Annotated in this window: 8 protein-coding genes; all 8 read left to right on the plus strand. The window is 35.8% G+C overall.

Translation table 11 applies throughout. From position 1 onward, the window contains the following. The first annotated feature begins 259 nt into the window (after positions 1–259). Positions 260–3343: a SusC/RagA family TonB-linked outer membrane protein gene (locus tag FLP_RS12885; protein WP_083195862.1), complete on the plus strand. Its 3084-nt coding sequence runs from the start codon at positions 260–262 to the stop codon at positions 3341–3343. Between the two features lie 11 nt (positions 3344–3354). Beyond that, positions 3355–4860: a SusD/RagB family nutrient-binding outer membrane lipoprotein gene (locus tag FLP_RS12890; RefSeq protein WP_065449893.1), complete on the plus strand. Its 1506-nt coding sequence runs from the start codon at positions 3355–3357 to the stop codon at positions 4858–4860. 7 nt (positions 4861–4867) lie between these two features. Beyond that, positions 4868–6514: an alkaline phosphatase family protein gene (locus tag FLP_RS12895; RefSeq protein WP_065449894.1), complete on the plus strand. Its 1647-nt coding sequence runs from the start codon at positions 4868–4870 to the stop codon at positions 6512–6514. A gap of 303 nt (positions 6515–6817) precedes the next feature. Then, positions 6818–8173, plus strand: coding sequence for a (R)-1-hydroxy-2-aminoethylphosphonate ammonia-lyase (gene pbfA, locus FLP_RS12900; RefSeq protein ID WP_065449895.1), 1356 nt, complete (start codon positions 6818–6820; stop codon positions 8171–8173). Positions 8174–8207: 34 nt separating this feature from the next. Then, on the plus strand, positions 8208–9299 hold the full coding sequence (locus FLP_RS12905; protein WP_065449896.1) for a sulfatase-like hydrolase/transferase: 1092 nt from the start codon (positions 8208–8210) through the stop codon (positions 9297–9299). Positions 9300–9304: 5 nt separating this feature from the next. After that, positions 9305–10603: a DUF5690 family protein gene (locus FLP_RS12910; protein ID WP_174548793.1), complete on the plus strand. Its 1299-nt coding sequence runs from the start codon at positions 9305–9307 to the stop codon at positions 10601–10603. After that, positions 10587–11744: a TIGR03364 family FAD-dependent oxidoreductase gene (locus FLP_RS12915; RefSeq protein ID WP_065449897.1), complete on the plus strand. Its 1158-nt coding sequence runs from the start codon at positions 10587–10589 to the stop codon at positions 11742–11744. The genes FLP_RS12910 and FLP_RS12915 overlap by 17 nt, the downstream gene beginning before the upstream one ends. Positions 11745–11746: 2 nt before the next feature. Beyond that, positions 11747–12430 carry a phosphonatase-like hydrolase gene (locus FLP_RS12920; protein WP_065449898.1) on the plus strand — a complete coding sequence of 228 codons (684 nt, stop codon included), beginning with the start codon at positions 11747–11749 and terminating at the stop codon, positions 12428–12430. Positions 12431–12609: the final 179 nt, after the last annotated feature.

Raw genomic sequence — 12609 nt, forward strand, 5'->3', positions numbered from 1 at the left:
TTCTAAACCAATATGCTACAGCTTTTATGGAAGCTAACACATATTGAAATTCCTTTTCCCAATAATTCTTCTATAATGATCTTATAATAGGTTGATTTTAATTGAAAAAAAATCAGCGTAGTAGTTTTACGTAACATTAATTTGATGATTCAATAAAGGCCTGTTAAAGATTTCTTAAAATCAAAAAGTTTACTAATAGTAAATATTTTTACACATTTGTGCTGTAAAAAATTACTAATAGTAACTATTTGATAAGCCAATGAAAAATTTTAAAACTTTAATGATTCTATTAATGATGTTGGTATCATCATTAATTGTTGCCCAGACTTCTACTTTTAAAGGAAAAGTAGTAGATGAACTAAATGAACCATTACCGGGAGTATCTGTTCTTGTAAAAGGAACAACTTCTGCAATTACAACAGATTTTAATGGAGGTTTTGAAATTGAATTGCCACAAGGTAACGAGCAGCTTGTTATTTCTTATATGGGATACATTACAGCTAATTTTAATCCGGGAAACAAAAAATCGGGTATCATTTCTTTAAAACCGGATTCTCAAAATTTAGATGAAGTGGTTGTAACTGCTCTTGGTATTAAAAAAGAGAAGAAAAAGTTAAGTTATTCAGTTCAGGAAGTTCAGGGCGATTTAACTAAAGGAAGAGATGCCAACGTGATGAACTCTCTGTCAGGAAAAGTTTCCGGATTAGTTGTAGCGGCATCGCCGGAGTTTTTTAGCAGTCCAAACTTATATTTAAGAGGAAAAAGACCTTTAATTGTAGTTGATGGTGTGCCTTTGGGAACCGATACATGGAATATAAGTCCTGATGATATTGAAAGTATAAATGTACTGAAAGGTGCCAATGCGGCTGCACTTTACGGATCTGTAGGAGGAAACGGAGCCATTCAGATTACGACAAAAAGAGGTACGCAAAATAAAAAATCGTATGTAGTAGAGTTCAATCACAATACGATGTTTCAGGGTGGTTATAATGCTTTGCCAAAAACGCAAAATGCGTATGGTCCGGGTTCTTACGGAAATTATGCTTTTGTTGATGGTAAAGGTGGCGGTATCAACGATGCAGATTACGATCAATGGGGACCAAGATTTGAAGGGCAGTTAATTACCCAATATGACAGCCCTTTAGATGCTAACGGAAAACTAATTGCAACTCCTTGGCTGGCACGAGGAAAAGACAATTTTAAAAATTTTATGGAAAACGGTCTTCTTACGACCAACAATTTAGCACTTGCTTCCAACTTTGAAAAAGGGAATATCAGATTCTCACTTTCAAATACGTATCAGGAAGGAATTAACCCTAATACAAAATTAAATATTTACAATTTTAATTTAAGCGGAAGATACAATCTTAGCGATAATACATGGGTTGATGCAAGCTCTAATTTTAGTTTTCAAACTTCTCCAAACAATCCAAATGTGCAATACGGACCCAATAGTTATATCTACAATATGCTAATCTGGGGTGGTGCTGATTATGATATTAGAGATTTAAGAGACTACTGGCAAAAAGGAAAAGAAGGGATACAGCAAAAGAATTTTGAATATACGCGTTACAACAATCCGTATTTCATGGCTTATGAATGGTTACGAGGGTACTACAAAAATGATTACTCAGGCCAAATAAGTCTTAATCACAAATTTAGCAGTGATTTTGATATGCTGGTAAGAACAAATATGGCCCTGACGAATTTGTTTAAAAATGAAAAATTTCCTTATTCTATGACGACTTATGACAGAGATAAAGGGCAGGGAGATTATAAGGAAGAATACAACTACGGATTCAAAAGTTATTCCGATTTAATGGTAAATTACCATAAAACAATCAGTAATTTCGAGGTAAAAGCTACTCTTGGAGCCAATATCAATATTGATAAAGCCCGTAATTCTTTTGCCTCTACAAATTATTTAATCATACCGGGATTATACACTTTAAGCAACTCTCAAACGCCGGTTCAGCCTACTAATTTCAACAGTCATTTTCAGACTTACAGCTGGTACGGATCTATGGATTTGTCTTATAAATCCTTTTTATTCTTAGGTGCAACAGGAAGGTTCGATACAGATTCGAGACTTCCGGAACAAAACAATACCTTCTTTTATCCATCAGTGGGTTTAAGTGCTGTTTTGAGTGAAGTAGTAAAAATTCCGCTGGTAGATTTCTTAAAAGTTAGAACCTCTTATGCAAAAGTGGGCGGATCACTGGATATCTATAGCAATTTAGATACGTACAGACTTAGGGATCCTTTTACAGTAGGGGGAAAAACGTATAATGCAGCTTATGTTTCTGAAATTTTATCGAATAAAGATTTAGAGCCTGCCTTTAACTCGTCGATTGAATTTGGGATGGAAACCAGAATGTTTAAAAACAGATTTGGTTTTGATGTTACGTACTACGAAAATACAAACGGACCGCAGATTTTTGATTTAAAATATTCAGAAACTTCAGGATATCAAGGAAGTAAACAAAACGGAATTACCACAAAAACAAAAGGTGTAGAAGTTTCTCTATTTGTAAAACCTATCAAAAGCAAAGATTTTAACTGGGATTTTAATGTGAACTGGTCTACTTACAAAGAGTATTTAAAAGAAGTGTATGCCGGAATCGAAAATAACGGAAGAATTAAAGTAGGAGAGCGCGTAGATGCTTTTTATATTAATGATTTTATGAGAACAAATGATGGTAAACTTATCGTAGGAAATGACGGAAAACCACTTATCAATCCGTACCAGACAAAGGTGGGGTATAAAGCTCCGGACTGGTCAATGGGTATTACCAACAATGTGAGTTATAAAAATATAGCATTGAATTTTACTTTTGACGGAAGATACGGAGGAAAAATAGAAAACTATGTCAACCAAAAAATGTGGCAAAGCGGTAGACATGCAGATAGTAATACTCCGGAACGTGCCAATGATGTTATTGGTGTAAAATCATATGTAACTGACGCAGTGGTAATAACAGGTGGAGAATTAATCACAGACGGACAAGGAAATACGATTACTGATACCAGAACCTTTGCTCAAAACACGACTAAAATGTATTATCAGGATTATGCCAAATCATATCATGGTAATTATGCAGCCAATATTATAGATAAAACTTTCTTTAAACTGCGAGAAATAAGCGTAACGTATACTTTGCCAGCTTCTTTTACAAAAAGATCGTTTATAGAAAATGCTTCTATCTCATTAGTCGGCAGGGATTTACTTTATTTCTCTAAACACAAAAACATCGATTTAGATCAGTTTTTAAATGAAAGCGATTCACCGCTTCAAACTCCAACCGTAAAAAGTTATGGTATCAACTTAAACTTAAAATTTTAATACCAGTAAAAATGAAAACAATACAACTATATAAATCCATGTTGATTATGGCAATGGTTTTGCTTGCAGGATCTTGTACGAATTTTGAAGATTTAGCCGATGATCCAAACAAGGCGACAAGCGTTCCTCCTTCGATGCTGTTAACAGAGGTTTTAAGAGTCATGAATAATGTTGATGACGAAGGCCCTTGGTCGGGTGCACAAAGAGACAATCAGTTTTGGGCAATTTCCTTTGATTATTACGGAGAACAGGATTACAATTGGGGATCAGGACCTATGCGGTATACTACCTTATCGAATGTTACGGCAATGGAAAAAGAAGCCTCAAAACTGGATTCAAGGAATAAATACGGTGCATTAGCCAAATTTTTCAAGGCGTATTTCTTTGATTATATGTCCAAAAGAATGGGTGATATTCCAATGTCAGAAGCATTACAGGCAAATGGCAGCCAGCCCATTACACAACCTAAATACGATACTCAAAAAGAAGTGTATATCGAAGTTTTGAAACTTTTAAATGAGGCAAACGATCAAATTACGGCAGCAAAGGCCGAAGTAGGAACAGGTAATGTAGACGGAGATTTTTTATACAACGGAGATTTAGACAAATGGCAAAAAGCAATCAATGTTTTTCACCTAAGAGTATTAATTAGCTTAAGCAAAAAAACAGCAGATATAAACGTTGCCGATGAGTTGAAGAAAATGATCGAAAATCCGTCTAAATATCCTTTAATGACAGGAATTGAGGACAATATGAAGCGCAATTTCTCGGATGAAAACCTAAACAATTTCCCTTTAAATCCCGGAAACTTTGGTCGTAACCGAAACAGAAATGTCATGGCTGGCACATATTTGAATATTCTAAAAGCCACTAATGATCCAAGAATATATAAAGTGGCCGATCCTGCTGCTTTTTATTTTAACAGCGCAGATCCTTTCAATATGAATGCGTATGTAGCTGCCAATACAGGAGATGAGCAAGGCCCTATGCAGGTGGCTTCAGATCAGGGTAAATTGTCTTATCCTAATGAAAAAAGATATTACAGCTCGTATGTAGGAGAAGCCTATACTTTAATTGGTTACGCTGAGCAGCAGTTTATCATTGCAGAAGCCATAAACAGAGGATGGATTGCCGGTGATGCAGCAGATTTTTATACTAAAGGAATAAAAGCTTCAATGGATTTTTACGCCGTGAGCAGCTCAGATATTACCACTTTCTTAGCCAGTACCAATGTGGTTTATAAAGGAAACAATGCAAATGGATTAGAACAAATCTTAACGCAAAAGTATGTCGCATTTTTTCAAAATTCTGAAAGAGAGGCTTACTTCAATTTCAGAAGAACCGGAATTCCTGCTTTTAATGTGGGACCTGCTAATAAAAACGGAGGAAAAATTCCGTTGAGATGGAAATATCCTCAAGGAGAATTTGATAATAATGCTGCAAACGTAAAAGCCGCATTAAACAGCCAGTACGGAGGAACAGATGATATTAATGCTGTCATGTGGCTTTTAAAATAACATTAAAATGAAACACACCAAAAATACCATCATGATCATAGCGATATTCTCGCTATGGTCTTGTTTTTCTCAAAATAAAAAAGAGTTTCAGGCAGTAAAACATGTCGTAGTCATTGGTTTTGACGGTTTAAGTCCTAACGGAATTGAAAATGCGAAAACACCCAATTTTCATAAACTAATGAAAGAAGGTGCTTCTACAATGCATGCAAGGGCGGTACTGCCATCAAGTTCCAGTACCAATTGGGCAACAATGATTATGGGCGCGGGGCCGGAACAGCACGGAATAACATCTAACGATTGGGAGAAAAATAATTTTGTTCTTCCTACAGTGGTACAAGGCGAGGATTTTCTTTTTCCAACCATTTTTAAACTGATTCACGATCAGAAAAAAAATGCCGAAATAGGAGCGATTTATCATTGGTCAGGTTTTGGAAGACTATTCGAAAAAAGTGCTGTTAATTATGATATTAATCCTGAAACAGAAGGCGAAACTGCTCTTAAAGCCAGCAATTATATACAGTCAAAACAGCCCGTTTTTACGTTCGTACATTTTGATCATGTTGACCATGCCGGACACGAATACGGTCATGGCAGTCCTGAGTATTACAAATCAGTAGAAAAAGCAGACGTTTTATTGGGCGAGGTTTTGCAGGCAATAGCAAGTTCAGCAATGGCCAATGAAACGGTAGTAATTGTAAGTGCTGATCACGGAGGTTTAGGCAAAGGTCATGGCGGAGAATCGTTGCAGGAAGTCGAGATTCCGTTTATTGTCTGGGGAAAATCAGTGAAGAAAAATTATACGATAGAATTTCCGGTTTACCAATATGATAATGCTGCAACTGTGGCTTTTGCTTTAGGTTTGAAAATGCCAATGGCTTGTATTGGCAGACCCGTTAAAAATGCTTTTGAGGGATACAGCGAAAAAGACCATTATCCGCTTACTAAAAGAGTCAAACAACCTGTAATTCAGCCACAAGCCGTTTTAAGCAAAAGGGCTGGCGGTTTATTTACCAGTCAGGCCGATGTCGTAATCGAAAACCCGGGCGGAGAAGGTGAAATCAGATATACAACTGATGGTGCAATGCCTACAGGGAAATCTCAATTGTATCAGGCTCCTTTTAAAACAGCTAAAAATACAGTGGTAAAAAGTGCCATTTTTAAGAACGGAAGTATTGCCAGTTTGGTAAGTGAAGCTTTTTTCAGAGTGATTCCTGCTGGTTTTCGGCCTCCGGTTTCTTACGAAATATTCTATTTGTCTAATTTAAACAGTATTCCTTTTTTAGACAATCTGACTCCGAATGAAAAAGGAAATTGTTTCGAAATAGGTTCCGAAGAAATCAATCAGAAAATCAAGGATAATACTGTGGTAAGATTTAAAACCACAATTACTATCGAAAAAGAAGGAACTTATAAGTTTTATACCAGATCAGATGATGGAAGCATTCTAAAGCTTAATAATGAGGTTGTTGCCAACAATGACGGTGATCACGGTATAATAGAAAAATCAGGAGAAATTAAGCTAAAACCAGGAAAATATCCTTTGGAAGTACTTTGGTTTAATGGAAGCGGAGGAGGCTGGCTGGATGTTTATTATGAAACAGCCGGAATGCCAAAACAAATTATCCCTTCTTCGATTTTTAAGCTAAAATATTAATAAGTCGTTGATTGTGATTTCTTAATGCATATGAATTGGAGCGAAAAGCCGCAAATTTTATTAATAATTAGGATGCGGACTCAGGATATGCCTTTAGGCACCAAACATTGGTAGAAAACAGGAACAGGAATAAATTTAGCGTGCCGTAGGTACGCAATAGTTATCGTTTGTAGCGTACCTATGGCACGCTAACATATTTAAGAACTTAATTATTTCTACCAATATTTAATGCCTGGCGGCATAAATGGAAAACTTTCAACCGTTGATTGAAACTAATAGTTCAAAATATAAAAAGAGAATTAAATGAATAATCTCAATACCAATAAAAAGACAGAAGGTGATATTAATCTAACGCCGCAAAGAGCGCTTTGGAATACCTCTGAGACTGATGAGCTAACAAAGAGTCTCTTAGAAAAAGACGCGCGTTATTTTTTGCATCAGGCCATGTCTACTCCGTGTTTAGACGTTTTAGAATCTTGTGAAGGACCTTTTATTAAAAACATTAAAGGGAAAACCTATCTGGATTTTCACGGAAACAACGTGCACCAAATTGGATATGCAAACCCCAAATTGATCGAAAATCTGATTGCTCAGTTACAAACACTTCCTTTTTCTCCAAGGCGTTTTACGAATAAACCCGCAATTGATTTTGCCGAAAAATTAGCATCATTATGTCCGTCAGATTTAAATCGCGTACTCTTGACTCCTAACGGAAGTTCTGCCATAGGAATTGCGCTTAAACTGGCCAGAGCGGTAACCAAAAAATTTAAGGTAGTTTCTTTTTGGGATTCTTTTCACGGAGCTTCGCTAGATGCCGTAAGCGTTGGCGGGGAATCTGTTTTCAGGGATTACATGGGACCAATGATGCCCGGCGTCGAACGCATTCCTCCGCCAACAAGTTATCGTGGTATTTTCGAAAATAACGAACAAAAGTGTTTAGAATATTTAGAATATGTTTTTTCTAAAGAAAATGATATTGGTGCTTTTATCGCCGAAACGATTCGGAATACAGATGTTCAGATTCCATCAAAAAACTTCTGGAAAGAAGCCAGAAGACTCTGTTCTCAATATGGTGTTGTACTCATTTTAGACGAAATCCCGATTGCATTAGGCAGAACCGGTAAAATGTTTGCCTTTGAGCATTATGATATCGAGCCTGATATTTTATGCATTGGCAAAGGTTTAGGAGGTGGTATTATACCACAGGCGGCAATTGTTACCAGAGATGATTATAATGTTTTTGGCGACATTTCTTTAGGACATTATACGCATGAAAAAAGTCCGCTTGGAGCAATTGCAGGCTTAACAACTATCAATTTTATTGAAGATCACGATCTTTTAAACAAAGTAAATCAAGATGCTTTGTTTATGGAAGAATCACTTCGAAAATTAAAAGAAAACTATGCTGTTATTGGCGATATAAGAGGAAAAGGCCTTTTGTGGGCTGTAGAATTGGTCAAAGACAGAACAACCAAAAAAAAAGCGCTTGAAGAAGCAGAAAAAGTAATGTACAGCTGTATGAAGAAAGGGTTAAGTTTTAAAGTATCAGCAGGAAATGTTTTGCAATTATCACCAGCTTTGATGATTACGAGAGAAGAATTGCAAACGGCCTTAAATATACTCGAAGAAAGTCTGAACGAACTTTCATTAGAAGCTTAAAAAAAAAACGATTAAACGATTTAAAATAAACAAAATGAAAAAACTAATTGTAACGGCATTATGTGTTTTTAGTGTTTTAGGAGCAGGGGCACAGCAAAAAAAAGCGGCAAAAAATCCAAGAGTAGTACTTATTACTTTAGATGGTTTTCGCTGGCAGGAATTATTTAGCGGAGCTGACAGCAAATTAATTATAAAAAAATATGCAGAAGATACCACAGCGGTAAAAGAAAGATTTTGGAGGAATACGCCTCAGGAAAGAAGAGCAGCCCTGATGCCTTTTTTCTGGAATCAGGTTACCAAAATGGGACAATTGCACGGTAATAGAACTTTAGGCAGCAATGTAAACCTGACCAATACCATGTGGTTTTCTTATCCGGGTTACAACGAGATTTTGACCGGAGCTGCTGATGATAAACAAATTAACAGCAATGATAAATTCGACAATCCTAATACTACGGTTTTAGAGAAAATCAATACGCTTTCTAAGTATAAAGGTAAAGTTGCTGCTTTTGGGAGTTGGGATGTTTTTCCGTTTATTATCAATCAAAAACGTTCCGGAATACCTGTAAATGCAGGTTTTGAAACCGTAAAAGGAAATAAACTTTCAGAGAGAGAAAAGTTTTTAAATGAACTGCAGCCAAAAGTGCCATCACCTTGGGATTCTGTTCGATTTGATGCTTTTACTTCAAATTATGCTTTAGAATATATGAAACGAGAACATCCGGAATTGGTTTACATTTCTTACGGAGAAACAGATGATTTTGCGCACGATGGCAATTATCAGGCTTATTTAAAATCAGCAAATGCAGCTGATGGACTAATTGAAGATTTATGGAAGTTTACCCAAAAAGATTCTTTTTATAAAGACAATACCATTTTTATTATTTCGACAGATCACGGCCGCGGAACAGAACCATTAGAACAATGGAGAGATCACGGATCTAAAGTTGCCGGAGCTGATCAGGTTTGGTTAGTTGTGTTTGGAAATAGTGTGGAGGCGACAGGAGAAGCAACAGCAAAAGAACAATTATACAGCAATCAAATTGCACCCACGATATTACAATTATTTGATGCTGCGAAAGATGCTCAAATGAAAGGGCAATCATTACAAATCCTTAAAAAATAATTCAGATGCAAGGTAAAAAATCAAACCTGCCTTTTGTTTTGAATGCATCTGTAGCTTCTTTTGGAGTGTATTTTTGTATGTATGCTTTTAGAAAGCCTTTTACAGTTGCTACTTTCGAAGGTTTAGAGGTATTTCATATCGATTATAAAATACTTTTAATAATTGCTCAGGTTATTGGTTATGTGATTTCTAAGTTCATCGGAATCAAAATCATATCAGAACTAAAAGCAAATCAGCGAATATTTTATTTGTTGGGCTTAATAGGCATTTCAGAGATCGCTTTGGTGTTTTTTGCTTTGGTTCCAAAACCTTATAATATCTTTTTTATGTTGCTTAACGGCGTACCGTTAGGAATGATTTGGGGAATTGTCTTTTCGTATCTCGAAGGAAGAAAATTTACAGAGATATTAGGCGTTGCGCTAAGTACCAGTTTTATTGTGTCGAGCGGAGTTGTAAAATCAGTAGGATTTTTTGTGATGGATTCGTTGCATTTTTCAGCGTTTTGGATGCCGGCAATTACAGGTCTTTTATTTGTGGGCCCGTTATTGTTTTTTGCCTGGATGTTAGAAAGAATCCCAAAACCATCGGCAGAAGACATTGCTTTGCGCTCAGAACGTATTCCGATGACCAATAAAGACAGGAAAAAGGTAGTGCTGCAATTTTTATTTCCTATCACAATTTGGGTTTTGTTTTATACGTATCTCACTGCTTTTAGGGATTTCAGGGATAATTTTGCCCGCGAATTATGGGACAGTATTGGTTATAAAGATGATATTGGGGTGTATACCAGTTCAGAAATAATAGTAGCTTTCATTGTACTGTTGGTTCTGGGAGCTGCATTCTATTTTAGAGACAATATGAAAGCCTTGTTCTTTTATCAGATATTGCTTTTATTGGGTTCAGTCTCTATTGGAGTTTCTACTTTTTTATTTCATACACAAAACATTAGTCCGTTTAGCTGGATGGTGGTATCAGGTTTTGGTCTGTACATTTGTTATGTTCCTTTTAATTGTTTGTTTTTTGACCGCTTTATTGCTGCTTTTAAAATAAAAGGAAATGCAGGATTTTTTATTTACATCGCCGATGCATTTGGATATCTGGGAAGCGTTGCCGTACTGCTGTACAAAAACTTTGGGCAGCCCAATTTATCCTGGTTGGATTTTTTTATGGATGGTGCGTACCTAATTGCCCTCATGGGAATCGTTGTTACCATAAGTTCCATGATTTACCTGAACAGAAAAAAGAAAAAAATTAAAAAACAAAATATAAATTATCAATTCGTTTTACATGAAAACACAATATGATTTAATCGTTGTAGGTGGCGGTGTTTTAGGAACTTTTCATGCCTATCATGCATTAAAAGCGGGAATGAAAGTGGCCATTATCGAAAAAGACAAAATGCCTAAAAGCGCTACAATTCAAAATTTCGGACAAGTAGTACCTTCGGGAATGGATTCGAAATGGCAAACTTACGGAAGAGAAAGTTTAGCTATTTATAAAGAAATACAAAGTCAGTTTGATATTTCTGTGAGACAAAACGGATCGGTTTATCTGGCTTCAAATGATGAAGAAGTACAGCTTATTGAAGAATTGTTCCAGATTAACAAAGCCAATAATTATGCTTCGGTTTTATGGAATAAAAAAGAATGCCTGGATAAATATCCTGGTTTGAATAGTACTTATGTAAAAGCAGGATTGTTTTTTCCCGACGAAGTTACGGTAGAACCCAGAACGATGATCTACAGACTTCAGGACTATATGATGGAGTATTTAGGATTAAAATTAATTACCAATACCGCTATTGTAAACTGCGAAAATGTAGCTGATGGGGTTGTTTTAGAAAGTGCATCAAAAGAAAATTATTTTGCCAAAAAAGTAATTATCTGCAACGGAAGCGAATTTAAAAATTTATATCCCGAATTGTTTTTCAAAAGTGATTTAGAGGTTTCAAAATTGCAAATGTTACAAACCAAGCCTCAGAAAAACTATAAACTAGACGGATCAATTTTGACAGGATTGTCCATCAGGCGTTATGAATCTTTTTATGAGTGTCCTTCTTTCAAAGAAATTAAAGCAAAAGAAGATCCAAATTCTTTAGAAAAAAAATGGGGCGTACATATTCTCTTTAAACAAGCAGCAGACGGATCTGTTATTTTAGGAGATTCGCATCAATATGCATCGGCAGAAAATATAGACGATTTAGGTTTTAATCTGGATATGGACATCGATAATTTTATGATCGCAGAAGCCAAAAAAATCATCGATTTGCCTACTTACGAAATCCAAAACAGATGGTTTGGTATGTATTCCCAATGCAAAACCAAAGATATTTTTGAGCATACAATAGGCAAAAATATTCATATAATAACGGGAATAGGAGGAAAGGGAATGACCGGAAGTGCCGGTTTTTCAAAAGAAAATATATTTAAAATTTTTAATCAATAAGAATGAAGCAAGAAATACAACTGGTAGTGTTTGATATGGCCGGAACAACTGTAGATGAAGGAAATGTAGTGTATAAAACAGTTCAACAAGTGATTAATGATGAAGGGTATAACATATCATTAGACGATGTTTTGCATTATGGTGCAGGTAAAGAAAAATATCAGGCCATTTTTGATGTGCTGACAAATTGTACCGATTCTGATACTGTTGAAGTAACGGCTCAAAAAGCATTTTCTAATTTTAAACCGGCATTGGCAACAGCATATGCGAATTTAGAGGTAAAAAGCTTTGAGGGCACTGAAACATTGTTTGCTGATTTAAGAAACAAGCACATTAAAGTAGTTTTAAATACAGGATATGATTTTGCTACAGCTCAAAATTTACTCACAAAATTAGGATGGTCAGTAGGAGAAACCATCGACGCTATGGTAACTTCTGACGATGTAGAAAACGGACGACCTGACGGCGATATGATTTTGAAAGCAATGGAAATAACAGGAATAAAAGATCCTGAAAAAGTCCTAAAAGTAGGCGATTCTGCTATTGATATCGAAGAAGGAAAAAGTGCCAATTGCGGTATGACGGCTGGAGTTTTGACAGGTGCGCAAACCAGAGAACAAATTCAGCATGCAAATCCTACTATTATAGTAAACAGTCTGACAGAATTAAGAGCGATACTCTTGTAAATTAGTTGTTGTTTTTTTTTGCTCCTCCTTGTTACCCTTGATGAGGAGGAGTTTTTTTAATCAATAAGTAAGGACCGAAAATAAAGAATTAAAACAATGCAATTCAAAAACTTTGCGCCTTTGCGTCGTTGCGAGATTAAATAATAAGCTTCTTTTTTTAGCCGCTGGAAATTTGCGCG

Source organism: Flavobacterium piscis (assembly GCF_001686925.1).
GTDB lineage: Bacteria > Bacteroidota > Bacteroidia > Flavobacteriales > Flavobacteriaceae > Flavobacterium > Flavobacterium piscis.

What these genes read in the sequence shown, in the direction of transcription:
- FLP_RS12915 (WP_065449897.1), top strand. Translation starts at nt 10,587, where the DNA reads ATGAAAACACAATATGATTTAATCGTTGTAGGTGGCGGTGTTTTAGGA.
- FLP_RS12895 (WP_065449894.1), top strand. Translation starts at nt 4,868, where the DNA reads ATGAAACACACCAAAAATACCATCATGATCATAGCGATATTCTCGCTA.
- FLP_RS12885 (WP_083195862.1), top strand. Translation starts at nt 260, where the DNA reads ATGAAAAATTTTAAAACTTTAATGATTCTATTAATGATGTTGGTATCA.
- FLP_RS12910 (WP_174548793.1), top strand. Translation starts at nt 9,305, where the DNA reads ATGCAAGGTAAAAAATCAAACCTGCCTTTTGTTTTGAATGCATCTGTA.
- FLP_RS12920 (WP_065449898.1), top strand. Translation starts at nt 11,747, where the DNA reads ATGAAGCAAGAAATACAACTGGTAGTGTTTGATATGGCCGGAACAACT.
- pbfA (WP_065449895.1), top strand. Translation starts at nt 6,818, where the DNA reads ATGAATAATCTCAATACCAATAAAAAGACAGAAGGTGATATTAATCTA.
- FLP_RS12890 (WP_065449893.1), top strand. Translation starts at nt 3,355, where the DNA reads ATGAAAACAATACAACTATATAAATCCATGTTGATTATGGCAATGGTT.
- FLP_RS12905 (WP_065449896.1), top strand. Translation starts at nt 8,208, where the DNA reads ATGAAAAAACTAATTGTAACGGCATTATGTGTTTTTAGTGTTTTAGGA.